At 56.3% G+C, this 24,306-nt stretch carries 22 protein-coding genes; 13 read left to right on the forward strand and 9 right to left on the reverse strand.

Annotated elements, in window-relative coordinates; translation table 11 throughout:
• The first annotated feature begins 52 nt into the window (after positions 1-52).
• From ABD013_RS04075 to ABD013_RS04110, 8 genes are all read left to right on the forward strand, one after another.
• On the forward strand, positions 53-847 hold the full coding sequence (locus ABD013_RS04075; protein WP_343802663.1) for an enoyl-CoA hydratase: 795 nt from the start codon (positions 53-55) through the stop codon (positions 845-847).
• A gap of 89 nt (positions 848-936) precedes the next feature.
• Positions 937-3,297: a carbamoyltransferase HypF gene (hypF, locus tag ABD013_RS04080; RefSeq protein ID WP_343802666.1), complete on the forward strand. Its 2,361-nt coding sequence runs from the start codon at positions 937-939 to the stop codon at positions 3,295-3,297.
• Positions 3,290-3,631, forward strand: coding sequence for a hydrogenase maturation nickel metallochaperone HypA (gene hypA, locus ABD013_RS04085; RefSeq protein ID WP_343802669.1), 342 nt, complete (start codon positions 3,290-3,292; stop codon positions 3,629-3,631). Before hypF ends, hypA begins: the two co-directional genes overlap by 8 nt.
• Entirely contained in the window at positions 3,631-4,464 is an 834-nt protein-coding gene (hypB, locus tag ABD013_RS04090) for a hydrogenase nickel incorporation protein HypB (RefSeq protein ID WP_343802672.1), read from the forward strand. The genes hypA and hypB overlap by 1 nt, the downstream gene beginning before the upstream one ends.
• Positions 4,465-4,542: 78 nt before the next feature.
• On the forward strand, positions 4,543-4,830 hold the full coding sequence (locus ABD013_RS04095; RefSeq protein ID WP_343802674.1) for a HypC/HybG/HupF family hydrogenase formation chaperone: 288 nt from the start codon (positions 4,543-4,545) through the stop codon (positions 4,828-4,830).
• Positions 4,817-5,935 carry a hydrogenase formation protein HypD gene (gene hypD, locus ABD013_RS04100; protein ID WP_343802677.1) on the forward strand — a complete coding sequence of 373 codons (1,119 nt, stop codon included), beginning with the start codon at positions 4,817-4,819 and terminating at the stop codon, positions 5,933-5,935. Before ABD013_RS04095 ends, hypD begins: the two co-directional genes overlap by 14 nt.
• A complete protein-coding gene (gene hypE / locus ABD013_RS04105) occupies positions 5,932-6,972 on the forward strand; it encodes a hydrogenase expression/formation protein HypE (protein ID WP_343802680.1) in 1,041 nt (346 codons plus the stop codon). Before hypD ends, hypE begins: the two co-directional genes overlap by 4 nt.
• Before the next feature lie 179 nt (positions 6,973-7,151).
• Positions 7,152-7,724, forward strand: coding sequence for a hypothetical protein (locus ABD013_RS04110; protein WP_343802683.1), 573 nt, complete (start codon positions 7,152-7,154; stop codon positions 7,722-7,724).
• Between the two features lie 19 nt (positions 7,725-7,743).
• On the opposite strand, the gene ABD013_RS04115 is transcribed toward ABD013_RS04110, so the two are convergent.
• Complete coding sequence (locus ABD013_RS04115) at positions 7,744-7,926, reverse strand: PLDc N-terminal domain-containing protein (RefSeq protein WP_343802686.1); 183 nt, start codon at positions 7,924-7,926, stop codon at positions 7,744-7,746.
• Between the two features lie 58 nt (positions 7,927-7,984).
• Entirely contained in the window at positions 7,985-9,406 is a 1,422-nt protein-coding gene (locus ABD013_RS04120) for an aminotransferase-like domain-containing protein (RefSeq protein WP_343802689.1), read from the reverse strand.
• Between the two features lie 169 nt (positions 9,407-9,575).
• Here ABD013_RS04120 and ABD013_RS04125 point away from each other — a divergent pair, with 169 nt between their 5' ends.
• Positions 9,576-10,193 carry a LysE family translocator gene (locus tag ABD013_RS04125; RefSeq protein ID WP_343802692.1) on the forward strand — a complete coding sequence of 206 codons (618 nt, stop codon included), beginning with the start codon at positions 9,576-9,578 and terminating at the stop codon, positions 10,191-10,193.
• A gap of 2 nt (positions 10,194-10,195) precedes the next feature.
• Here the strand turns inward: ABD013_RS04125 and ABD013_RS04130 are convergent, their stop codons facing one another.
• From ABD013_RS04130 to ABD013_RS04140, 3 genes are all read right to left on the reverse strand, one after another.
• Entirely contained in the window at positions 10,196-11,749 is a 1,554-nt protein-coding gene (locus tag ABD013_RS04130; RefSeq protein WP_343802695.1) for a methyl-accepting chemotaxis protein, read from the reverse strand.
• 284 nt (positions 11,750-12,033) lie between these two features.
• Complete coding sequence (locus tag ABD013_RS04135) at positions 12,034-12,909, reverse strand: ADP-ribosylglycohydrolase family protein (RefSeq protein WP_343802698.1); 876 nt, start codon at positions 12,907-12,909, stop codon at positions 12,034-12,036.
• A gap of 154 nt (positions 12,910-13,063) precedes the next feature.
• Entirely contained in the window at positions 13,064-14,371 is a 1,308-nt protein-coding gene (locus ABD013_RS04140) for an NAD(P)/FAD-dependent oxidoreductase (RefSeq protein ID WP_343802701.1), read from the reverse strand.
• Positions 14,372-14,604: 233 nt separating this feature from the next.
• Here ABD013_RS04140 and ercA point away from each other — a divergent pair, with 233 nt between their 5' ends.
• Both ercA and ABD013_RS04150 read left to right on the forward strand, forming a co-directional pair.
• Positions 14,605-15,765 carry an alcohol dehydrogenase-like regulatory protein ErcA gene (ercA, locus tag ABD013_RS04145; protein WP_343802704.1) on the forward strand — a complete coding sequence of 387 codons (1,161 nt, stop codon included), beginning with the start codon at positions 14,605-14,607 and terminating at the stop codon, positions 15,763-15,765.
• Entirely contained in the window at positions 15,749-17,497 is a 1,749-nt protein-coding gene (locus tag ABD013_RS04150) for a PAS domain-containing hybrid sensor histidine kinase/response regulator (protein WP_343802708.1), read from the forward strand. Before ercA ends, ABD013_RS04150 begins: the two co-directional genes overlap by 17 nt.
• A 42-nt stretch (positions 17,498-17,539) precedes the next feature.
• On the opposite strand, the gene ABD013_RS04155 is transcribed toward ABD013_RS04150, so the two are convergent.
• The 4 genes from ABD013_RS04155 to creB form a co-directional block, all read right to left on the reverse strand.
• Entirely contained in the window at positions 17,540-18,013 is a 474-nt protein-coding gene (locus ABD013_RS04155; protein ID WP_343802710.1) for a hypothetical protein, read from the reverse strand.
• A 538-nt stretch (positions 18,014-18,551) separates the two neighbouring features.
• Positions 18,552-18,815 (reverse strand): transposase, encoded by a 264-nt coding sequence (locus ABD013_RS04160; protein WP_343802712.1) that lies wholly within the window; start codon positions 18,813-18,815, stop codon positions 18,552-18,554.
• Positions 18,816-19,421: 606 nt separating this feature from the next.
• Complete coding sequence (creC, locus tag ABD013_RS04165; protein WP_343802714.1) at positions 19,422-20,879, reverse strand: two-component system sensor histidine kinase CreC; 1,458 nt, start codon at positions 20,877-20,879, stop codon at positions 19,422-19,424.
• Complete coding sequence (creB, locus tag ABD013_RS04170) at positions 20,876-21,541, reverse strand: two-component system response regulator CreB (RefSeq protein WP_343802716.1); 666 nt, start codon at positions 21,539-21,541, stop codon at positions 20,876-20,878. The genes creC and creB overlap by 4 nt, the downstream gene beginning before the upstream one ends.
• Positions 21,542-21,644: 103 nt before the next feature.
• On the opposite strand from creB, the gene ABD013_RS04175 reads away from it, so the two are divergent.
• Together ABD013_RS04175 and ABD013_RS04180 are read left to right on the forward strand one after the other, a co-directional pair.
• On the forward strand, positions 21,645-23,684 hold the full coding sequence (locus tag ABD013_RS04175; RefSeq protein ID WP_343802720.1) for a marine proteobacterial sortase target protein: 2,040 nt from the start codon (positions 21,645-21,647) through the stop codon (positions 23,682-23,684).
• The gene (locus ABD013_RS04180; protein ID WP_343802723.1) at positions 23,681-24,259 is read left to right on the forward strand and encodes a class GN sortase; all 579 of its coding nucleotides are present in this window, start codon (positions 23,681-23,683) and stop codon (positions 24,257-24,259) included. The genes ABD013_RS04175 and ABD013_RS04180 overlap by 4 nt, the downstream gene beginning before the upstream one ends.
• The last annotated feature ends 47 nt before the right edge of the window (positions 24,260-24,306 follow it).

Consider the following 24,306-nt stretch of genomic DNA (forward strand, 5'->3'; position numbering starts at 1 on the left):
GGAGCCTGAAACGGCTCCCTCGCCCCGTCAATTGGGAGCATTGGAGGACGCGATGGATACAGTCGGCCTGAAAGTCGAAGGTGTGGGTGCGGTACGAATTCTTGGCCTGGATAATCCGGCCCGCAAGAACGCATTAACCAGCGACCTTTACAACACACTGACCCTCGCCTTGCAGGCAGCCGATAAAGATGAGTCTGTACGCGTGGTGTTGCTGACAGGAACGGACCGGGTGTTCTGCAGTGGTAACGATCTGGATGATTTTCTGGATAATCCGATCCGAGATGCCGGCCATCCTGTGTATCGGTTCATGAATCAGCTGAGCCGGTTCGAAAAGCCGGTGGTTGCGGCAGTTGAAGGGCATGCTGTCGGCATCGGCTGTACGCTGCTGCTGCATTGCGACTTCGTCTACGCCGGGCAGAGCGCTTTTTTCCAGATGCCGTTCGTACAGCTGGGGATCTGTCCCGAGTTCGGCTCGACTTTCATCCTGCCGGCGTTATTGGGTCGGCAACGTGCTGCGGAGCTGCTCCTGTTGGGCGAGCGCTTTGATGCGGCAACCGCCGAGACACTGGGGCTTATCAATCGCCAGGTACCGGACGACCAGGTCATGAAAGCCGCGCTTGAGGTGGCGCAACGGCTGGCCGCGGCAGCACCGTTGGCAATCCAGGCGACCAAAAAGTTAATGGGACGTGCCGAACGATCAGAGTTTGACCGTGCCATGAGCGCAGAACTGGAGGTCCTGGTTGAAGCGTTGCAAGGAGAAGAGTTCACTCAGGCTGTTGCAGCCTTCAAGGCAAAACAGGTTGCGAGACGCAAGGATGTGCCACAGGAGCGAAAGCAGGCCGGCTGAATTCTGATTGAATCCTAGCGGGTGCTGCCGCGAAAACGACAAAGAGTGCTAAAGTGCGATCAAGGTCATAAAGCACAAGCAGGGATACCTTGGCTGAAACACTAGGGCATTGTCCACAAGCAGCATACAGGATTCATATCGACGGGTACGTACAGGGGGTGGGCTTTCGCCCCCATGTATGGCGCACGGCATCACGGCTTGGCCTGTGGGGCCATGTGCGTAATACGACAGCCGGCGTGGAGATCAGACTGGTATGCACTGAATCTGCATTGCCCCTGTTCAGGCAGGCGCTGAATCAGAACCTGCCGCCACTTGCCAGGATCGACCATTGGCGTATTGACCCCTTACCACCGGATGAGGTGGCCGCTATGTCGCCGGGGTTCCGTATCCTGCCCTCACTCACCAGTGACCGGATGACTACCATCCTGCCAGATGCGACCACCTGCAGTGCCTGTCTGACTGAGTTATTCGACCCTCACAACCGCCGCTACCGCTATCCTTTCATCAACTGTACCCACTGTGGCCCTCGCTTCAGCATCATTGAAGGGATGCCCTTTGATCGGGTGCGAACCAGCATGGCGGCTTTCGACCTCTGTGAAGACTGCTCGCGGGAGTATGCCAATCCTGAGGATCGCCGCTTTCATGCGCAGGCCAACGCCTGTCCGGCGTGTGGTCCCCAGTTATGGCTGGAAATGGCAAGCGGGGAACGGGTTGAACCGAGTGACCCCTTTGTTGCCATGGCTGCAAAACTGCAGCAGGGGCAGATACTCGCCTTGAAAGGGCTGGGCGGCTTCCATCTCGCCTGTGATGCCAGTAATCAGAACGCCGTGCAGCGTATGCGTCGGCGCAAGCAGAGGCCCGCCAAGGCACTGGCGGTGATGTTCCGCGACCTGGATCAGTTGTGCCAATACGTGCAGGCCCGACCGGAGGAGGCCGAGCTGCTGACGTCGCCGCAGGCCCCAATAGTACTGATGCGTCCACGGGATCAGGGCAAGCGCCTGGCAGAGGCCATCGCACCCGACTCAAGTTGGTTAGGCTGCATGTTGCCTTACACGCCGCTGCATCACCTGCTGCTTGCGGCATTCGATGGCCCCCTGGTGATGACCAGTGGCAATCGATCGGGGATGCCCCAGGTGATCGATAATGATGTAGCCCGGGTACAACTGGCAGATATTGCCGATCTGCTGGTGATGCACGATCGGCCCATTGTCAGCCGCATCGATGATACGGTGATGCGTGTGCAGGCCCGGTCAGGTCAAGCGGAAGTGTTGCGGCCGGGGCGCGGGACTGCGCCCATCAGTTTGCCCTTGCCTCAGGGATTTTCAGCAACCGCAGAACTCCTGGCCATAGGCGGGGATCTGAAAAACACCTTCTGTCTGCTCAAGGACGGGCATGCCACTCTGAGCCAGTATCAGGGCGACCTGCAGCAACTGGCGGTATATGAGGCGGCAGTCACGGCCCTTGGCCACTACCAGCAGTTGTACCAGCTTAAACCGGACATTGTCGCCTGTGATAAGCACCCCGGCTATTTCTCGACTCAGCAGGCTCTGCGGAACCACGACTGTCAGCTGATCCAGGTGCAGCATCACCAAGCACATCTGGCGGCCTGTCTGGGTGAGCACGGTTATCCGCTTGGTGGAAACCCGGTATTGGCAATTTGCCTGGACGGAACAGGGTATGGGGAACATGGCGCTCTCTGGGGTGGTGAGCTGCTTTACGGCGGCTACGGGCATGTCGAGCGGCTGGCCTGCCTGAAGCCTTGCCCAATGCCTGGCGGCGAGACGGCCATTCGCGAGCCCTGGCGTCTACTGGTAGCACAACTGCTGCAGGCCGGTATCGACCCGGTGACCACCAGGGATATCTGGCCTCTGCTGGCAAACAAGCCCCTGGCAACGCTGCAGCAGATGATCGAGCAGGGCGTCAATGCGCCGCACTCCAGCTCGGCTGGTCGTCTGTTCGATGCGCTGGCCGCGGCACTGGGCTGCTATGCTGAGGGTATCAGCTATGAGGGCCAGGCCGCGATCGCGCTGGAATCGCTGGCACAGCGCAGCGGTGATCTAGTCTCGGTCGTGCCTTATCCTTTTCCAATCCTGGAGGATGAGAGTGGATGGCAGCTGGATACCCGTTCCCTCTGGCCCCGGGTGATCAGCGACCTGAGAGCAGGGCGCCCGATAGCGGAACTGGCACGAGCCTTTCATCTGGGGCTGGCGCAGGGGCTGTTCGACCTGGCCATGCGCGTGCGTTGCGACCGCCCATTCGATAGCCTGGTGTTGAGCGGCGGTGTGATGCAGAACGCCCTCCTGGCCGACCAGCTGCAGTCACGCTTTGACACTGCAGGACTGAGTGTTATGAGACATCGGAAAGTGCCTTGTAATGATTCGGGATTGAGCCTGGGCCAGGCACTGGTCGCCCTGGCACGGGTGCAACAGGGAGGTGGAAGCGATGCATGAACTGTCCCTGTGTCGAGCCTTGATTGAGCAGCTGCAGCAACAGGCCGAACTGCATCAGTTCAACAGGGTGAAGCAGCTCTGGCTCGAAGCCGGGCCTTTGGCCGCGGTGGTGCCGGAGGCGATGACATTTGCCTTCGAGGCTGCCAGCCGTGGCACCCTGGCACAGGGCGCGCGGTTGCATGTCGTGGAACTGCCCGGCAGAGCCCGATGCCGTGCCTGTGGCATCGAGAGTGCAATATCGCAGTGGTACCAGGCCTGCCCGAAGTGCGGCCAGTATCAACTGCAGGTATTATCGGGCGAGGAGTTACGAATCAGGGAACTGGAGGTGGAGTGATGTGCGGTATTTGCGGTTGTGGTCAGCCCCACGAACATCAACATGCGCTTGGTCATTCTCATGACCACTCTCATCATGATAAGCACGAAGATGGTCAGGGGGGAGGGCATGAAACAGAGCAGCAGCGCCGGCTGCAGGTTGAGCTGGACCTGTTCAGCCAGAACAACCGTTATGCAATAGCCAACCGCGAACTCTTTGCACGCCGCAATCTGCTGGTGTTGAACCTGGTTTCAAGCCCAGGCTCGGGCAAGACGCAGCTGCTGACCGAAACACTCCAGCAACAGCTGGGGCAGGTACCGCTCGCCGTGATCGAGGGGGATCAGCAAACCGATCATGATGTAGATCGTATCCGCGCAACCGGCGCCGCCGCGGTGCAGATCAACACCGGAAAACTCTGTCATCTGGATGCACATATGATCGGTCATGCGATGGAGCAGCTACCTGAGCTCCATGATGGCATCCTCTATATCGAGAACGTGGGCAACCTGGTCTGTCCCGCCGGATTTGATCTGGGCGAGGCGGCCAAGGTAGTGGTGCTGTCGGTCACCGAGGGCGACGACAAACCACTCAAGTACCCGGATATGTTTCATGCGGCCCGACTGATGATCCTGAACAAGACCGATCTGCTGCCGTACGTGGACTTTGATGTCGAGACCTGCATCGAGTATGCCCGCCGCATCAACCCCGAAATTGAGGTGGTGCAGCTGTCAGCCCGAACTGGTGAGGGGATGGATAGCTGGCTGGACTGGCTTGGCCGGCACAGGCGAGAGCAGATTGAAACGCGTGTCGAACAGCTGGAAAGCGAGCTGCAGACACTGAAGGCCCAGCTGTAGTTGCTGTTGTAACTTCAGCTGTAACACCAGTCGTAACCAGGCAGTCGCCAGATCAGGCAGCCATATAAGGAGCCCTGTATGTGTTTGGGTGTACCCGGGAAGATCATCGCCATTGATGAGGCGGATAACCTGACGGCTGTCGTCGAAATATCGGGCGTGCGCCGGCGTGTCAATCTTGCCTGTGTACTGAGTGAAGGCGTGTCACCGCAATCGCTGCTGGGTGAGTGGGTGCTGGTGCATGTGGGGTTTGCAATGAACCTGATTGATGCTGAGGAAGCACGCAAGACCCTGGCATTACTGGCTGAGCTCGAAAGTTTTGCCGACGAAAACAGCACCGGCGGGGAAGGTCTCAATGAAATACGTTGATGAATTCCGTGATCCGGCCCTTGCCCGTCAGTTGCTGGATCGTATTGCATCTCTGATGAACTCACCTGCACTGCATACGCGTGCGCCGATCCGTATTATGGAAGTCTGCGGTGGTCATACCCACTCCATTTTCCGCTACGGTCTGGAAGCACTGCTGCCCGAGGGGATAGAGCTGATCCATGGCCCGGGCTGCCCGGTGTGTGTATTGCCGCGGGAGCGGGTCGATGACTGTCTGGCGATTGCCGCTGAACCCGGTGTGATTTTTACCACCTTTGGCGATGCCATGCGCGTACCCGGCTCAGAGCAAAGCCTGCAGCAGGCACGAGCCGCGGGTGCCGATATCCACATGGTCTACTCGCCGCTGGATGCATTGCAGATCGCACGAGAGAACCCCGACAGACGAGTGGTGTTCTTCGGCCTGGGTTTTGAAACCACCATGCCCAGCACCGCACTTACGCTGCAACAGGCGGCACGTGAAGGTGTAGGCAACTTCTTCCTGCTCTGTCACCACATCACCATCGTGCCGACCCTCCAGGCATTGCTGGATGATGAGGATGTGCGCGTGGATGCCTTCATCGGTCCCGGGCATGTCAGCATGGTGATCGGTCTGGAACCCTACGACTTCATCGCACGTGAATATGGCAAGCCGTTTATCATCTCCGGTTTTGAACCTCTGGATATCCTGCAGTCGATCCAGATGTTGCTGGAACAGCTGAACAGTGGTCAGGCAGAAGTTGAAAACCAGTACACCCGCGTGGTCAGCAGAAGCGGCAACCCTCAGGCACAGCAGGCTGTGGCCGAGGTATTCGAGCTGCGTGAACGCTTCGCCTGGCGTGGGTTGGGCGAGATAGAGCATTCAGGCGTGCGCCTTAAACCGGCATATGCGGCCTTCGATGCCGAGCGCGTCTTCGCGCTTGAGTCGCGACAAGCTGATGATCCCGTAGATTGCCACTGTGGCGAGGTACTCAAGGGTCAGCTGCAGCCACAACAATGCCCGCTATTTGGCACTTACTGTACGCCGTCAAACCCAATGGGTGCGCTGATGGTGTCCTCGGAAGGCGCCTGTGCGGCCTGCTATCAGTATAAAAGGACCGACGTTTCGTGACGCCAACAATCACCGATCAGACCCGTATTACGATGGCCCACGGCGCGGGCGGCCGCGCCATGCGCAGCCTGATCGAGTCCGTCTTTATCGAGGCTTTCGGCAGTACCGAGTTGGCGCGAATGGAAGATCAGGCCAGGCTGGATATGGCACGGCTGGCAGCCCAAGGCGACCGACTTGCCTTTACTACCGACAGCTATGTGATTGATCCGCTGGAGTTTCCCGGCGGCAATGTCGGGACGCTGGCGGTCAATGGCACGTTGAATGACCTGGCGGTTGGCGGAGCCAGACCGCTCTATCTCTCCTGTGCGTTCATTATCGAAGAAGGGCTTGAAGTCGCTCTGCTGCGGCGTGTCGTTCATGCCATGCGTGATGCAGCCCAGGAAGCAGGGGTCAGTATCGTCACTGGGGATACCAAAGTCGTTCCACATGGCAAGGGCGACAAGCTGTTCATCAACACCAGTGGCATAGGTGTCATACCCAAGGGTATAGAGGTGGCGGCAAGCCGTTGCCAGCCCGGTGACAGGATCATCGTTAGCGGCACCCTGGGCGATCATGGCGCGGCCATTTTGCAGGCGCGTGGTGACTTGGCGCTGGATGCGGAGCTGAGAAGTGACTGCCGCTCACTGCATGGGCTGATTGAACTGATGCTCGACCAATGTCCTGAAATCAGGGCGATGCGTGATGCAACCCGTGGTGGCGTTGCGGCGATTCTGCATGAGTTTGCCGAAGCATCAGGGTGTGCGGTTCGCCTGTTCGAAGATCAGCTGCCCGTGAAACCCGAGGTGAGGGGCGTTTGCGAGATTTTGGGCCTGGATGCACTCCACTTTGCCAATGAGGGTAAATTGGTCGCCGTTGTGCCTGCGGCCCAGGCAGACGGGTTGGTGGCCAGAATGCAGCAGCATCCAGCCGGGCTGGATGCCTGCATTATCGGTGAAATACTGGATGGACCCGGAGGCCGGGTCCAGGTACGTACTCTGATGGGGGGCGAGCGGCTCTTGGACCTGCCGGTTGGGGAGATGCTGCCGCGTATTTGTTGAAAATCCAGTCATCATGCCCTGAACAGCCGGTTAAGGCATTAAATCGATCACCCTCCTATTTACTGCTTCTAACTGCCAACTCCTGTGCTATACCACAGTGTAAGCGGAAGCCCCTCCGCCCGACTGACAGCAGGTGAGGCAGGGAGTTGTTGCAGGCTACCAGATAACGGGAGTTGATCATGTCAACTAATCACAACCCCGTGTACAAGCGTGGGCTGCTATCGTTAGTGGTCGCTGCATTGATGGCGACCTCCGCCTATGCCGATGAGGACAAAATCAGAAGTGCGATGAGTGCAGCACCGGATTCGATCTCAATGGAAGCTCGCATCATGGACTGGCCGGCGGAAGAGGGCGGTGAAATGATGGAGCTGAGGGCCGGCAGCAATGGCTGGACCTGCCTGCCGGATATGCCGGCTACCCCGGGCAATGATCCCATGTGCCTGGATGCGCCCTGGATGGCCTGGGCCGAGGGCTGGATGAACCATACAGAACCCCAATACAACCAGATGGGTTTCGGTTATATGCTGCAGGGGAGCACCGCTGAAAGTAATCTGGACCCTTACGCAAAGGAAGCTACGGCGGATAATGAATGGATCAGCGAAGGTGTGCCACACCTGATGATTGTGGTACCGGATGCCAGCATGCTGGAAGGGCTGCCAACTGAGCATGACAATGGTGGTCCCTGGGTGATGTGGCGGGATACACCTTACGTGCACATCATGGCGCCGATGCCAAAACACGACGCCATGTAGTGATGCTTTCAGAGTCGGGTCAATCCTTGGGGCCGAACAGGAACCACAGAATCAGGCCGAATACCGGCAGCAGCAGGACCACAACTACCCAGATAACCTTGGTACTTGTACTTGCCCGGCTCTGAACCGTCTTGATGATTGCCAGCACATCCAGAACCAGGATAAGCAGGCCGAAGAGGCCACTGACTTCCACACTCAACATATTGTTCTCCCTGTGTTGTGGGACAATTCGAATATAACACGGCTTGTAAGGAATGTTGTTACAACAGTGGTGCCGGAATCGCGGGGGCCTCATCGAGCAGGATTCTGATCCGCTGTAGTCCTTCCGCCAGTGCTTCACGGCTGGCCGGTGGCGTGACACAGATACGTACGGCCTGAGGGGCCGGCTGGCTGCCAACACAAAATGGCTCCGATGCAATCAGTGTAACGCCACGACCATCGGCAAGGTGCACGAAATCAACAGCGCGAAGACCTTCTGGCAGCCGCAACCAGGCATGGAAGCCACAGGGGTGAGCCGAGAGTTCATAGGGTGCCAGAATCTCCTGTACCAGAGCCTGGCGAGCACGAATTTCCTCCCACTGCCAGTTCAATAATGCATCGGCACCGCCATCGGCCAGCCATTGGCAGGTCACCGCCCCCATCAATCCCGGGGACGACCAGCACTGGGCACGCAAGGCAACACGGAGATGTGCCATCAGGTTAGCCGGAGCGCGCAGAGCACCGAACCTGAGTCCTCCAGCCAACAGCTTGGACACGCTGAAAATATAGAGCGCACGTTCCGGTGCAAGCTTATACAGTGGTGTGCCGCGATATTCGGCGGTAACAAACTGGACACCATCTTCAAGCAATAGAAGGTCATGTCGGCGTGCGACTTCAACGATTGCTGATCGACGTGCTTCGCTCATCCGTTGGCCGGTCGGATTGTTATATTCGGGCATCAGGTACAGCAGACGAATGCGTTGTTGCTGGCACAGCCGTTCCAGCATGTCGGGCCTGATGCCCTCGGAATCAGTACCGACCGGAAGATGCTTCAGCCCAAGCTGGCGAGCCGCCGCGATCATGCCGGGATAGGTCAGCGCCGCCGAGGCGACGGCTTCTCCGGGCTTCACCAGTGCCTGTAAAGCGAGAAAATCCGCATGCTGGCCACCTTCGGTGAGGATCAGCTCCTCCGGATCCATCTGCAGACCCTGAGACTCGAGCCATTGGCACAATTGATCCCGCTGGGTCGGGCAACCCTGTTCTGGCTGATAGACCAGGGCCTCGTCAACTGCGCTTGGTCGTGAGGATACGCGCTGCAGGCTGGCAGCCAATTGTTGTTGGCGCAGGGGTGTTGGTATAGGAATGCTTAAGGAAAGATCAATGCTATCTTGGCCGGCGCGAGTGAGGTGGTGGAAGTGGGGCAGTGCCTCGGTCTTGCCTTTTACCCGTGTTCCGCTGCCCACTCTTGCTTCGACCAGACCACGACGCTCCGCTTCACGATAGGCGCGGGTAATTGTGCCTACCGTAACCCCTAGTGCATCCGCCAGCAGGCGCTGGGGCGGCAGGCGTACGCCGGGCAGAAGCTTTCCGCTGGCGATATCGCTTGCCAGTTGATCCACCAGAGCCTTATACATTGGCCCGGGGGGTAACTCCCTTTCGGGAAGCCAGTTACAACGTTCACGCGCCTTCTGCTGCAGATCCATATCCACTCCCATCACCCTGTCCGTTGTCTGCATTTGTCATGATTACAATTGATTGTAGCAGTCACAAAGTAACAATTGCTGTTATGTTTGCGCCGTATTAACGTTAATTGTATCGGATGATAGAGCCGATTGAATCCAAATGAACCCTTACAATTGATGGAGACCACCCATGGAGACGGCTACTGGAGAACTGGTAGCCCTGATTGCCCCGGTCATTCTGTTTTCTTTTACGATGACCGCGACACCAGGCCCCAATAACATGATGCTGACCGCATCTGGCGCGAACTTCGGTTTTAAACGAACCTTGCCTCACATTATGGGCGTGATGCTCGGTTGCGTGGGTTTGATGACGGCCGTTGCATTAGGCTTGGGAAGTCTGTTTACCGCCTGGCCAATGCTACAAACCGGATTGAAGATGGTTGGCAGTGCCTATCTGCTGTGGCTGGCCTGGAAAATAGCTACGGCAGCACCACCCAGTAAAAACTCAGCAGAGCAGGGGCAGCCCATGTCGGTACTACAGGCTGCGGCCTTCCAATTTGCCAACCCCAAGGCATGGGTCATGGCAATCTCTGGCGTGGCCTCGTTTACGCTGGCTGGTGACGGATTTCTGTTATCGGCCGCATTGCTGATCAGCTTGATGGCCCTGGTGACGATACCGGCAATTTCTATCTGGGCCGGATTTGGCGTGGCGGTCGGTCGCCTGTTGAAAACGGCGCGCCATTGGCGCCTGTTCAACCTGTCGATGGGCGGACTGACCGCCGCCTGCGTTGCGCTGATTCTGGTATGAGATCAGCGTTTAAAGCCTGACACCAGTTCATGCATCTCTGCCGCCACTGACTGCAACTTGCGGGTCGTGGTGGCTGACTCTTCTGCCTGGTTCAGGCTCTGGGTGGAGAGGTTGGAAATATTGACGATCTGACCATTGATCTCCTCTGACACCTGCGCCTGCTCTTCAATGGCAGCTGCCATCTGGATCGACATGTTGGCGATGGTGCTCATCATCTCAGAAATGCTGTTAAGCAATTCACCCGCTTCATTCACCTGTTCAAGTCCGGCCTCGGCTTCCTTTTGGCCTTCATGGGCGATCGTGACAGAAACCTCGGTACGTGCCGTCAAGTCACGAACGATATCGTGAATCTCCTTGGTGGAGTTTTGAGTGCGCAGTGCCAGCTGGCGCACTTCGTCAGCTACGACGGCAAAGCCTCGGCCATGTTCGCCGGCACGAGCGGCTTCGATGGCGGCGTTCAGTGCCAGCAGATTGGTTTGATCGGCGATCTGTTCGATCATCTCAGCCGCCTGAGCGATCTGACCAGTCTGCTCGGCCAGGCCGGTCACAGATTTGGCAATCTCGTTTACTGTCTGGCCCAGCTGGGCGATCGAATTACTGGTAATTGAGGCTAGTTCTCGGCCTTTGATGGCCGTACCGTTTGACGTTTCAGCCTGATTGGCCGTTTGTTGGACATGGCTGGACACTTCAGCGATGGTCGCCGTCATCTCATGCATGGCCGCTGCCACTTGATCGGTTTCATGCTGCTGCTGACGCATGGCCGCACACGAGCTTTCAGACACCTCCAGGCTACTGCCGGCCTGCCGGGATACCATCTGCGCGGCATCCTCAATTCGGGTCAAAACCGTATTCAAATGAGCCTGTTCACTGAGAATGGCGACTTTCAGCGCGGCCAATTCTCCCTTGTCGTCGGTATAGGTTGCCGCGGCTACGGGGTGCGTAAACGCTGCAGGCATCAGTTCCAGTATGCCCTTTTGCCGTTGCACACGGATCCTGTATTCCTGAGCCTGGAAAGCAATAAGAGCCAACCCCAGCAGCACTACAGCCGGCAGCTCGAAACCACTGCTGAATAGCCATGCACCGGCAACCAGAATAGCGCCCAGTATCATCCATAACGTTGGCAGAGATGAGCGCTGGAAGGGCATTTTGCCCTTGTTGATTCCGGCATACACGCGCTCAGCACGTTTGACATCGGCACGTGACGGACAGACACGAACTGATTCATAACCGACGGTTACGCCGTTCTCAGTGATAGGGGTCACGTAGGCATTGACCCAGTAAAAGTCGCCGTTCTTGCAACGGTTTTTGACCAGCCCCATCCAGGGTTTGCCTGCTTTGAGATGCTCCCACATCACTTGGAAAGCGGCTGGGGGCATATCGGGGTGACGAACCAGGTTATGCGGTTGCCCGATCAGCTCGTCCCTGGAATAGCCACTGACTTCGATAAATACATCATTGCAGTGGGTAATGTTGCCACTGAGATCGGTTGTCGAAATCAGTTTTTGGTTTTCCAGAAAACGTTTTTCGTTATCGGTAACAGGCAGGTTTTTTTTCATTACTCGGTTAACTCGGCATTATCTGGCGGCGGCCGTTTCAATGGCTTATACCTGCGTGCTCCTTGCGAGCAGGAAGAGGCTCAAAATTCATTCACATTCAACATGCGCTGAGGGGGAAGCAGGGCCAGCCTGGATCACGCCCAATTATAGGCGCATAAAGCGCGCATTCTAGGGTTATACATGGCAATGTCAATGCAACAAATGTTTCATCTAAGAGACTTACTGCTGTGTTAGAAAGGTATTTATCATGTCAAATTAAAACACGGGAAATATGCTGACCCAGATCAATTTTTTTGCCTGCGATTGAGAATGGTTTCGATCCATTCCGGCGGCAATTGTTTCAGTATTTTGGGTTGCTCCGCAACCATCAGCATCAGGCTGATCATGCCGCGGGCACTGGAGTCACCACCGGCCAGCGCATTTTCCTGCAGTAGCCGCACTGGATCCTGATAGCGGTGAATCAGATGCATGATCCCCGGCAGGCCATATCGTATTTCACCGGCGATACCAAACTGGCGCAGAACTGTCCGAGTATCTTCATCTGCGGACGCTATACCTTGCCGTGCGGATGTCTGAAGGGAGGACGGCAGCTCGGCCAAATGAGAGACTATCGCGTCGGCAACAGCTGTGCCGGCCAGACAGTCCAGCAGTACAGCACCAAAAAACCGACAGCTCGCGATCGCGATGTCCGATTCATGGGTCATCCGTGTCAACACTTCGACTTGTTCCAGATATGCCTGGTTTGATGTCGTATACAACAACGGGCAGGCGACACGTGAAGTGACCGATAATTCGGTCGTGGCAGAGCCTGAAGGGCTAATGCCGTGACGAATGTTGTCGTAGGCGGCCGCTGTGGCCTTATCGATATAGCCGTGGTAATGCTCAACGAAACCTGCCCAGATATCCAGATAACGTTCGATATCGGGTTCATCCTGCTGCAGGTATTGATACAGGTGCCAGAGCTGGTCCCCGTGATGGGTCAGGTCCCCCGCGGCCTTGGTGCCGTGCCAGTGACTCAGTGGAGGATGGAGTTCATTGAGGTTAAGTGGTTGGCGATCCAACAGCTCATGATCATAGATCCAGTGCAAACCTAAAGAATAGCTGTCAGCTATAAGCGCAGCCTGAATCAGCGATGCGACGCGTTGCGGCTCGATCATCATGGGGTTACCCGGTTTACACGCACTGCATCAAGCTTAGCAGAAGCGGTCCAGACTGCTTAACTGGGCGGGTGCATTGCAGGATGAAAAAAACCGGCCCCGAAGGGCCGGCAAGGCTCAGTGCTGCATACTCGGTACGACCGAGGCTCCCGGTGAATCAGTGCAACTTGAGACGGGGACGAATCACCTTGTTGATACGATCAACCAGGGTGATCAGAAACGTTTTGGTATAACCATAGACGGCCAGCTGATGCAGGCGGTACAGCGAGACATACACCAGCCGCGCCAGGCGACCTTCCACCATCATGCTGCCCTTGGTCAGGTTCCCCATCAGGCTGCCGACGGTACTGAAGCGGCTCAGTGACACCAGCGAGCCATAGTCCTTGTATTCGTACGCGGGCAGTGACTCACCCTTAACAATGCGGCGGAAGTTCTTGAACAGGAAGGATGCCATCTGGTGAGCCGCTTGGGCTCTGGGTGGCACGTTTCCGTTACCGTCCGTTCGGGCGCAGGCGGCACAGTCACCCAGTGCAAAGATGCGCTCATCCCGGCTCGTACGAAGATCAGGCCCAACAAGCAGCTGGTTTAGACGGTTGAACTCAAGACCATCCAGGCGGGTGATGAATTCCGGAGCACGAATACCAGCGGCCCAAACTTTAAGCTCTGCTTCGATCAGTTCACCGGTATCAGTCATCAGCCCTTGTTCATTGACCGAGGTAATCCGCGTGTCCTGACGTACACTGACGCCCAGTTTTTCCAGCTCGTGCCGGGCCGCTGCCGAGATCCGATCCGGCAGAGCGGGCAGAATACGCGGGCCGGCCTCGATCAGAATCACTTCCAGACGATTGCGATCCAGCTTGGAGATACCATATGCGGACAGTTCTTTTGCGGTATTGAACAGCTCTGCCGAGAGTTCAACACCAGTTGCCCCGGCACCGACTATAGCGATACGCAAGCGCTGTTCATCGGAGTTACTGGCCTTCAGACAGGTCTCGAGCAGAGTCCGACGGAACTGTTCCGCCTGTTTGCGGCTGTCCAGGAAGGTGCAATGTTCGGCAACACCATCGACGCCAAAATCGTTCGTGACACTGCCAACGGCCATGACCAGGTAGTCATAGTAGAGGGTGCGTACCGGCAGCAGGGTTTGCCCGTTTTGTCCCTTGACCGCTGCGAGATGGATACAGCGCTGTTCGCGGTCAATCGACTCCATCTGGCCGACCTGAAACTTGAAGCCGGCACTTCGTGCCTGAGCGCTGTAGCTCAATTCATCGATACCAGCATCCAGTGAGCCTGTTGCTACTTCATGCAGCAAGGGCTTCCAGATATGGGTCGGTTCACGGTCGACCAGCGTGACTTTAAGGCCCTTGCGCCGGTATTTACGTGCCAACCGTGTTGCCAGTTCCAGGCCGCCGGCACCGCCGCCGACTACGACCACATGTTGATAGAGAGGAGATGTCTGTTCCATAACAGCGATTATCCTGAAGTTTGGGCAGCCTTTATCTGCTGCCTTGGCGAGATTTCTTGCCGCCTATGGTACCTAATACCAAAGTTGTACCCCTAGTACATATCGTGCAACTTTGTAGCTTTATGTATCCGTTTGTACACTGTCTGTCGTTTGGAGCGAGGGTATAATGATTGCAGTGAATAATAATTATCAGGCACTGGCCAAGCATCGGTGCCAAAAGACAGGCCATCCTCATGAGTGAAGTTTCCCGGCTCCGAAAATTTGTATCCCCTGAAATTATTTTCGGCAGTGGTGCTCGCAAAACGGTGGGCAACTACGCCCTTACATTTGGCGCGCGCAAGGTTTTGATCGTGTCCGACCCTGGTGTACACCAGGCAGGGTGGGTCGATGAAGTCGAGCAGTTACTGGCAGAGCAGCATATTCCCAGTGTGGTTTTCACCGACGTGTCCCCCAACCCTCGGGTAGAGCAGGTTGCCAAAGGGGCGGAGCTCTATCACGAAGAAGGCTGTAACGTGATCGTGGCTGTCGGAGGCGGCAGCCCGATGGATTGCGCCAAAGGCATTGGCATTGTCAGTACTCATGGGCGCAGCATTCTTGAGTTTGAGGGTGTGGATCGGATTGAGATCCCAATCCCCCCACTGATCTGTATTCCGACCACGGCCGGCACTTCCGCCGATGTGTCCCAGTTCGCGATCATCTCCAATCAGCAGGAGAAGATGAAGTTCTCCATCATCAGTAAGTCGGTGGTGCCGGATGTGGCGCTGATCGACCCTGATACCACGCGAACCATGGATACTTTCCTGACAGCCTGTACCGGTGTAGATGCTCTGGTTCATGCCATCGAAGCTTTCGTGTCTACGGCCAGTGGTCCTTTGACCGACATGCATGCGCTGGATGCGATTCGGCTGATCAATACTCATCTCGCCTTGTTGGTAGAGCAACCCGAGGATACTCATTTGCGTGAGCAGGTGATGCTCGGTTCGATGAAAGCCGGGCTGGCATTTTCCAATGCCGTTCTTGGTGCGGTTCATGCCATGTCACACAGCCTGGGCGGCTATCTGGATCTGCCGCACGGGCTGTGCAATGCGATGTTGCTTGAGCATGTTATCGACTACAACTATGAGTCTGCTTCCGACCGTTTCCGCGTGGTAGCGGAAACCATGGGGATAGACCCGCGAGGGTTGAGCCAGTCCCAGATCAAACGCCGGTTGATGCAACATGTCATCTCGCTCAAACATGAAGTCGGTCTCTACCAGAAGCTTGCAGAACAAGGTGTACATCTGACCGATATCCCGTATTTAAGTAAAAACGCCATTAAGGACCCGTGCATTCTGACCAATCCGCGAAAATCCAGTCGGCGTGATGTTGAGGCCGTATATGAAGAAGCCCTCTGATACCACTGAACTGACAGTTGAGCACCTGATTGGCCTGGGGGGACAGTCAGCGCGCAAAAGCTATTACCCGGAACTGCTCAGTAAAATCGAAGAGCTGGAATCAGAGCGTAACCGCTACAAATGGCTGTTTGACAACGCCTTGCATGGCATTTTTCAGGCTGACCTGACCGGTATGATCGGCAAGGCAAATCGAGCACTGGCGCGAATCTGTGGCTATCCCGACAGGGAGTCCATGGCGCAGAAGGTGAATTTCGCCACTGACCTGCTTCTCAGCGAGCAGGAGTTTCGCCTGATGCTGGCTCGGCTGGTCAATGATGGCCAGTTGTTTCTCTACGAGACCCGGCTGCGCAAGGCAACCGGCGAAATAGTAGAGGTCTCAATGAACATACTGCTGCGCCGCAAGGGAGAGGAAGCCGCTATCGTGGCCTTCGTGGCGGATATTACCGAGCGTAAGAGAGTCCAGCAGCGCATGCTCTCACTGAACGAAGAGCTGGAACAGCGTGTCGATGAACGTACTCGCGAGCTGGTTCAGCTGAACGACCGTCTGTGGCGTGAGGTGCGCACCCGTCAGCAGGCTGAGCAGGAGATGCTGCGTGCAAAGGAAGCGGCGGAAGAGGCCAATCTCAGCAAGGATAAATATCTTGCTGCTGCCAGTCATGACCTGTTGCAACCGATGAATGCGGCCCGCCTGCTGGTGGCCGCGCTTCAGGAGCGTAACCTCCCCGAAGCCGAGGCCGATCTTGTAAACCGGGTACACCTTGCGCTGGATGGGGCAGAACACCTGCTGACCGACCTGCTGGATATATCCAAACTGGACCAGAATGCGGTTCAGCCAGAAATCCAGAGCTTCCCTGTCAGCCGCCTGGCCGACAGCCTGAGGAGCGAATTTGAGCCGGTCGCAAATGCGGCAGGGTTAAGCTTCCAGGTTCACAGTCGTGATCATTGGATCGCCAGCGACCTGCGTCTGCTGACCCGTATTCTGCGCAACTTTCTCAGTAATGCATTCCGCTATACCGACAATGGCGGGGTATTGCTGGCATTCCGCCGCCGCGGAGACGTGTTGGTGATACAGGTTTGGGATACGGGCGGGGGTATCCCGGGTGACAAGCAGGAAGCCATATTTGAGGAGTTCTGTCGTCTGAGCCACCATCAGACCCGCAAGGGTGGTGTCGGTTTGGGGTTGGCCATCGTCGACCGTATTGCACGCATGCTCGAGCACCCCATCAATCTGCGTTCAGTCATCGGCGCAGGGTCCTGCTTCGAAGTCAGTGTGCCGCTGGTAGCTCAGGTGCATCAGATCCGGCTCAATGAAGCACCCACACCGGTCACTAGCTGCGACCTATTGGATGGCCGTCGTGTTCTGGTGCTCGATAACGATCCGGCCATTCTGGTCAGCATGCAGGCATTACTGGGTGGCTGGGGCTGTGAGGTGATGCTGGCTGAGGATTTGAGTGAAGCTCGCAAGGCATGCAGCGAGAAGGCGCCTGATCTCGTGTTGGCGGATTATCACCTTGAAGATGAGCAAACCGGACTTGAGCTGCGATCCTGGCTGAACAATGCCGGTATGGCTGAGATACCGATGGTGATGCTGACCGCAGATAGAAGCGACGATACCCGCAAGGCATTTCGTGAGCAGGGCGTTCAAGTGCTGAATAAACCGGTCAAACCGGGCAAGATGCGGGCGCTGATGACGCATCTGATCAACAGACAAACAGAATCAACTGCAGAATAAGGTCCGGCACCCGTTCGGACCGATGAACGCAATATCGCTCTGTTAGCGAATGCGCAGGCGCGAACGGGTCACATTGCTGTCGGGCGTCAGTTGCTCAAGTGCTTCCCCGAGGGCTGCAATGTCCTCATAGCCTTCCAATCGAACGACTTCCCCTTCACCGGTTGTCACCTGCATCCCTTCCAGCTGCTTGCCTCTGAACTGCAGTTTAAGGTTGAGGATGTGGCTGATATCAACCTCCACGCGGGACTCACCCTGGATGACTGCCAGAGTTTTAGCTTCCGGACTTAGCTCGACCTCAGGGTAAGCCTGGCGGCCCAGTCGGAGATGACGAAACAGCTTGATGAAGTAGGCGGAACAGGCGGCTACTCCCAGCACCGGCAGAATGAAGTCGGCAACCGTAGAGGCTTCAAACAGATAATAAAGACTGACCAGTACCGCAGCGGCCAGGAACAGCATCCAGAGCAAATGGCTGGCGGTTTGTTTCCGGTAATAGGATGTGGAAATACGATAACGCATGTTGCGTATGGTCCGTTATTGCTCATCAGAAGGCGGGAGTGTAAACATGGCGTACGGGTTTGGGAACCGGTTTGTTGCTCCGGCCAGCTGGGGCTGATGAGCGGGTGTACAGAGTTTCTGGCTTTTAGACAGTCTATTGGGCGCTAGCCTTCTCCAATGCATGGTTTACCACTTGGGTATGCTCATTTTTGACGGGTCACACTCGAGGAATTGGTCCAATATCAAGGCATTTTGGGTTGACCGTTGCGTGATACCACGCAGGATCAGCAGGAAAAAGCGCATGCTCGTTTTCAACGGAGGAAAATAGCTGTGATTCACCATTTATCCCACCAATACAGCCACTTAGCCCCTCTTTTCGGCTCCTCTCGTGAGTAAAAAACGCATGCGTATGATTAAAACGTTAAACGATAAAGGATAGATCATGCATATAATCATAGGGATTTTGACAACAATAGTGACGTTACTCTATTTGTTAGAGAGGTTAGGGGGCGATTTTTTGGGGGGCAACCCTTGGGCTTGGAAGCGCCGCCGAGCGTGGCTAAAACAATCTAGCGGCAACCCGGAGCATCGCCATGAACATGACGGTGCGTATACGGTGACGGCTTCCACGGATGCGCCGCTTGCCACTCCTGGTACCGCTTTCACGGTTCATGGATGCGACACCGACGAGTGCAGCGATCTCTTTGCGGTTGAGTTTGCCGAGTTCTGGTAACTCGCTGAGCAAGGTGTAGGCGAGGACTTTACCGACGCCCGGCACACTGGTCAGGATCTCGGTTTTGGTGCGCCAGTGTTTAACCTGCATGACCGCTTCATCGATCTATTTGGTGATGGTGTCCCGTCCTGAATAAGGTTTGTAACGAACGCAGTAGTGTTTTGATGGAACGATGTAGTGTTGGGCAAGATCTGGAGTCGGTTTTTCTCCATGGTTTGCATCTCAAGCAGCTGGCTGTGGCGAATTAGTAAGTCATTGATTAGAAGGGATTGTTTGTCAGGAGTAGGTTTAATGTCGGGCTGTATGGTGGCGGCAAAGCGGGCGATGACACTGGCATCGATCTTGTCAGTACACTAATGGCTTGGGCATAGCGCCTGATGCTGTTTGGATTGACCACGACAATGGGAAGGTTGGTCTGCTCACAGGCAAACACGAAGGCGTGTTCATGGTAATAAGCTGACTCTGCCTTGCTATGCGGGCTCGGGGCCCCGATTACTGTTCGAGTTATCGCTAAAGAGTCATGCAACGCTACACATTTGTTATCGCTCTCTCGGAAGAGGAGCTGGCGCTCAATCGAGCCGCTGAGTGAAGTCTCTCAATGGCCGTTGAGGGTAGGTTCCAATTTACCCGGAAAACACACGGGATTATCCATAAACTGTTTCAAGCAAGCGGGGATGAACGGGCCCCTATTGGCTTCTAATCACCCTGCGGCAACTCGAGCCTGAAGCCCGTCAAATAAGGCGCAACCTCGGTATAACGTCGGTAGCTTAGTGCACCACCATGCAGCTGCATGATCTCGTGGACGAAGCTGAGCCCCAGGCCACTGCCTTTACTTCCATCGGGTTTAGGCAGACAAAAGAACCTTTGTACCAGTTTGGTTTCCGCAAAGGCGGGTACGCCGGGGCCGCTGTCCAGAATTTCAATGCCGATGCCTGCATCGCTGAGTTCGGCACGAATGGTTACGGTGCTATCGGCCGGCGCGAACTCGATGGCGTTTTTAATCAGGTTACCCAATGCATCGCTCAGCAAGGCAAAGTCACCGTAGGCATTAATTTCCGGATCACATTGTTTATCCAGTACTACCTGATGTTGACTGGCGTAGTCTTCAAGGCCAGAACACACCCCATCGATGAGATCGGTTACGGCAAAGCTGTCTGCATTGCTCAGGGTGTTCAGGTGCTCGATGGCCGCCAGGTCCAGCAGGCGTTCGATCAGGGACTGCATTCTGGAACCCTGCTCGATGATGTTGTTGAGAAAGCGGTTGCGTTGCTCGTCCGACATGGGCTCTTGCAGCAGTTCGGCCGCGCCTCGAATCCCTGCAATGGGGGATTTGAGCTCATGGGTCAGGCTTTGCACATAGTCAGCTACATATGACTTGCCCTCCAGTGCGACCCGCATACTTTCCAGTGCAGTGCCTACACGGCCAACTTCGTTATTACCCAGTGACGGCAGGGCAACCCGTTTGCCTTCAGATACATCAAGAGCATATGCTTCGAGCCGGTGCATCGGACGGGTAATCCAGAAGGTGATCAGCAGGCCGACCAGTAAGGTTCCCAGCGCAATTACGATTGAGGTGTACACCAGGTTGTTACTCAGGTGGGCGATGAAGCGGTTGATGTTGCGGGTCGGCTTGCCGATCGCAACCACACCGATCGTATCACCCCGGTACAAAATGGGACTGGCGGTGTAGAGTCGTTCGCTCTCGGGGTCATCAGGGGTATCGTCGGAGCTGCGAGCACCATAGCGACCACGCAACGTCAGGTAGACATCACGCCATTGTGAGTAATCCTTGCCAAGATCCTGCTGTCCCTCTGAATCAAAGATGACAGTTCCCCGTGCATCCGTTACATAGATACGGATATCGATTTCGGTTTTCAGCAGGTCGTAGATCTGGGCGTGTAATGTACGGGGCTGAATCGCTGCAAATGTCTGCTCCATCAGCCGGGTATCGATTTGGACGCTGCCGTCGGCATCAAGCTCTACGGCCTGCTGGCTGATCAAGGCCGCGGTAAACTCGCTGAAGTCGACCAGAATATCTTCCTGGGCCTCCTGATAGCGGGGCTCCAATTCGTCCAGTACCCAGTAAACCACACTACCCAGGCCGGTAAGGACACTGACCAGAAACACGGTCAGCAGGCGCAGGCGAAGGCTCATGCCGTTACCTCGAAACTGTACCCCAAACCACGATGGGTGCGGATGGGGTCACATTCGGCATTGATGGCACGGATCTTCTGGCGCAAGGTCTTGATATGGGTATCCACGGTGCGATCGAAACTGCGTTCCGGCTCTTCCCAAACCTGCTCCATCAACTGTTCGCGTGAGTAGGTCCGGCCGGGATGGTTCATCAACAGCAACAGCAGGCGATACTCGTACCGGCTCAGCTCAAGCAGCGAACCGTTCAGGGTAATGCGGCAGCCCTCGGCGTCGTGGGCGAAACCGCCGTCCGCTACTTTGGCTTCTTGCGGCTGGCGCAGACGAGCGCGGATACGGGCGGTGAGTATCCGTGGGCTGAAGGGCTTGGTGACGTAGTCGTCGGCGCCCAACTCCAGCCCCAGTACCTGATCGATCTCTTCGTGGCGAGAGGTGAGGAAGATCACGGGTATTGATGAGGATTGGCGTATGTGGCGGCAAATATCAAAACCACTCATGTCGGGCAGGCCGATATCGAGCAGGATCAGGTCGACCTTATCCTGTTGCAGTCGTTCCAGTGCCGCCTGACCCGTCGTGACCCAGGTCGTCTGAAGATGTTCAGTTTGCAGGGCATACTGCACCGTATCCGCAATTGATGGCTCATCCTCGACGATCAGTACATGCATCCCGTGCTCCCTCACAATTCCACGGCCGACTTCACATTCACTTCAAACTTTTCTCAAACCCGTATCCGATCCTGCCGGTATCAACAGGATGGAGGAAAGCGAGATGGGTACGTTATCACAGATCGGGCGCACGGCATGGGTTTTGAGCTGGTTGCTGCTATGCCTGCAGGCTGCAGGACTCAGGGCCGACACATTGCAGGCCAGCGAGGTAACACGTGGTTCTCTGGTCTCGAGGGATGAGGAAGGGCGGATGAGCGAGATGCCCTTGCTGGATACGCAGGTCAAAATGACGGTCACTGGCCCGATTCTCAGAGCCGAGGTGACACAAACGTTCAGCAACCCCGGTAGCAACTGGACTGAGGCGCTCTACCTGTTCCCGCTGCCTAACGAAGCTGCTGTCGATCATATGCAGCTGATTATCGGTGACCGTGTCGTGGCCGGCGAAATCAAAGTAAAGGAAGAGGCAAAAGCAACTTACGAAGCGGCCAAAACCGAAGGCAAACAGGCGGCGCTGGTGGAGCAGGACCGCCCCAACCTGTTTCATACATCGGTCGCTAATATTCCGCCTGGAGGTGAGGTCACCGTTCGGATTGAATATCAGCAGACGCTTGTCTGGCAGGAAGGGGCTTTCTCACTGCGATTCCCGCTTGCGATTACACCGCGTTATTCGGGCCTGATTGAGTCGGCCGCGCGAGAAGTAACACGAGAGGTCAATCTGGCTCAGGGCTGGCAGATACTGCCCGGTGAGCGTGAAACACGTATGGTCAACGGCGCCGAGGAGCAGGACAAGCAGGGCAAGGTGGCGATTGAAGTCGCGCTGCAGCCCGGCTTTCCCTTGGGCTATATCAACAGCTCGTCTCATGACGTGACAAGGCAGGAAGAGGAAACCCGCCAGCAGGTCGTCAGTGTGCTGATTGATGAAGCCGACGAGTATAAGGATTTCGTATTGAGCTGGGCGCCGGTCGCCTCGGCACAGCCCAGCGCAGCTTTCTTCTCCGAACAGACGGAAGGGGGAGATAATTACGGGTTGTTGATGCTGATGCCGCCGCAGGACCTGGCTACAAAGGTGTTTGATCGAGAGGTGACGTTCGTTATCGATACGTCCGGCTCCATGGGCGGGACTTCGATCAAGGCGGCACAGGCTGCGTTGATAGCGGGCATACAGGGGCTTTCGGCGGGTGATACCTTCAATGTGATTGAATTCAATTCCGACACCTCATCTCTCTATCGGGCTCCGGTTGCGGCCAATGCACGTAATAAACAGCAGGCCATAAACTTCATCGAACATTTAAGTGCCGGTGGCGGTACCGAAATGTGGCCGGCTTTACAGGCGGCACTGGTCGACAGTGATGATAACCAGCATCTGCGTCAGGTGATCTTCATCACCGATGGCAGTGTCTCCTATGAAAAAGAGCTGTTTGAACTGATTAATGACAGGCTGGGTGATGCTCGACTCTACACCGTTGGTATTGGCAGTGCGCCCAACAGCTTTTTCATGGAAGAGGCTGCCGTTGCAGGTCGTGGCACCTACCGCTATATCGCATCAGCGGGTGAAGCGCAGGAGCAGATGCAGGCTCTGTTCGATCGCCTGGCCAAACCGGTGCTGGCCAACATCAGCATTAGCGGTGCCGGTGTGCATGAAGTGATGCCATCCCGAGTGCCCGACCTCTATGCCGGTGAGCCTTTGGCATTGGCGATGAAACTGGAATCGGGTGCTCAGGTGGAGATCAGCGGTCGTATTGGTGATGCCGTCTGGTCCGAGACGGTGAATATTCAGTCAACAAATGACAGTCACGGCATTTCGGTGGACTGGGCACAGCGGGCGGTGCAGGACTGGCGTCGTCGCTATTTGCATGGCGAGAGCGAGACGCGTATCCGTGAAGCCATCATTGAGCTGGGTCTGAAGTATCACTTGGTAACGCCCTATACCAGCATGGTCGCGGTTGACCGGACACCGGTGCGACCGCTGTCCGAGACACTAGACTCGCAGGCGGTTCCGACAGCCAAGCCTCATGGTCTGCAACTGCAGATGGCGCAGGGCGCGACCGGTTACCAGTGGACACTGATGATCGGCATGGCAATGCTGCTGGCGGCAGGTGGCCTGTTGATCGCAGTGCAGCGCAAGTCCGAGGTTTCGGCATGAGCCGGTGGTTGATCAAGGCAGGGCTGGCAGCGATGTGTGTCGTCGGCCTGGGCCTTATCGGTCAGGCGCTCTGGATACCGGCCAAGGCGCAGGTGGCCCAATGGCTGCTGGCCGACGCCTGGGAACGTTCGGTGCACAATGGTGAGCCAGTCAAGCCATGGCCTTGGGCCGACCACTGGCCGGTGGCGCAACTGAGCATGCCTGAAATCGGCCTCAACCAGATCGTACTGGCGGGTGATACGGGTAGCGTACTGGCATTTGGGCCGGGCGAGAACATGCAGGCAAAGGCGCTGGAAGCCGGTGCCCGGATTATAAGTGGCCACCGCGATACCCACTTTGCATTTTTAAAAGATATTGCCATTGGTCAAAATCTGTACCTGACGGATACTGATGGGCAGGTGGCTTACCGGGTAGAGGCGGTTCAGATTGTGGACTCGGCAAGGGTACAGCTGCGTCCTGAAGCCTATCCAAAGGGCCTGTTACTGGTGACCTGTTACCCGTTTGATGCGATTACCACCGGGGGCAGCCTGCGGCTGGTCGTGATGGCCGAGCGAGTAGAAACCACTCGCCTGTAACAGCGTCTCATGACGACACTATGCGCCTAAAGGTGTAGTGTTGCATA

Source organism: Marinobacterium maritimum (assembly GCF_039523155.1).
GTDB lineage: Bacteria > Pseudomonadota > Gammaproteobacteria > Pseudomonadales > Balneatricaceae > Marinobacterium > Marinobacterium maritimum.

Coding starts and splice junctions, on each gene's coding strand:
- ABD013_RS04155 (WP_343802710.1), bottom strand. CDS start 18,013: ATGCGTTATCGTATTTCCACATCCTATTACCGGAAACAAACCGCCAGC.
- creC (WP_343802714.1), bottom strand. CDS start 20,879: ATGAGCCTTCGCCTGCGCCTGCTGACCGTGTTTCTGGTCAGTGTCCTT.
- ABD013_RS04130 (WP_343802695.1), bottom strand. CDS start 11,749: ATGAAAAAAAACCTGCCTGTTACCGATAACGAAAAACGTTTTCTGGAA.
- ABD013_RS04180 (WP_343802723.1), top strand. CDS start 23,681: ATGAGCCGGTGGTTGATCAAGGCAGGGCTGGCAGCGATGTGTGTCGTC.
- ABD013_RS04175 (WP_343802720.1), top strand. CDS start 21,645: ATGGGTACGTTATCACAGATCGGGCGCACGGCATGGGTTTTGAGCTGG.
- ABD013_RS04160 (WP_343802712.1), bottom strand. CDS start 18,815: ATGCAGGTTAAACACTGGCGCACCAAAACCGAGATCCTGACCAGTGTG.
- ABD013_RS04140 (WP_343802701.1), bottom strand. CDS start 14,371: ATGGAACAGACATCTCCTCTCTATCAACATGTGGTCGTAGTCGGCGGC.
- ABD013_RS04075 (WP_343802663.1), top strand. CDS start 53: ATGGATACAGTCGGCCTGAAAGTCGAAGGTGTGGGTGCGGTACGAATT.
- ABD013_RS04120 (WP_343802689.1), bottom strand. CDS start 9,406: ATGGATCTGCAGCAGAAGGCGCGTGAACGTTGTAACTGGCTTCCCGAA.
- ABD013_RS04150 (WP_343802708.1), top strand. CDS start 15,749: ATGAAGAAGCCCTCTGATACCACTGAACTGACAGTTGAGCACCTGATT.
- creB (WP_343802716.1), bottom strand. CDS start 21,541: ATGCATGTACTGATCGTCGAGGATGAGCCATCAATTGCGGATACGGTG.
- hypB (WP_343802672.1), top strand. CDS start 3,631: ATGTGCGGTATTTGCGGTTGTGGTCAGCCCCACGAACATCAACATGCG.
- ABD013_RS04115 (WP_343802686.1), bottom strand. CDS start 7,926: ATGTTGAGTGTGGAAGTCAGTGGCCTCTTCGGCCTGCTTATCCTGGTT.
- hypA (WP_343802669.1), top strand. CDS start 3,290: ATGCATGAACTGTCCCTGTGTCGAGCCTTGATTGAGCAGCTGCAGCAA.
- ABD013_RS04095 (WP_343802674.1), top strand. CDS start 4,543: ATGTGTTTGGGTGTACCCGGGAAGATCATCGCCATTGATGAGGCGGAT.
- ercA (WP_343802704.1), top strand. CDS start 14,605: ATGAGTGAAGTTTCCCGGCTCCGAAAATTTGTATCCCCTGAAATTATT.
- ABD013_RS04110 (WP_343802683.1), top strand. CDS start 7,152: ATGTCAACTAATCACAACCCCGTGTACAAGCGTGGGCTGCTATCGTTA.
- ABD013_RS04125 (WP_343802692.1), top strand. CDS start 9,576: ATGGAGACGGCTACTGGAGAACTGGTAGCCCTGATTGCCCCGGTCATT.
- ABD013_RS04135 (WP_343802698.1), bottom strand. CDS start 12,909: ATGATGATCGAGCCGCAACGCGTCGCATCGCTGATTCAGGCTGCGCTT.
- hypD (WP_343802677.1), top strand. CDS start 4,817: ATGAAATACGTTGATGAATTCCGTGATCCGGCCCTTGCCCGTCAGTTG.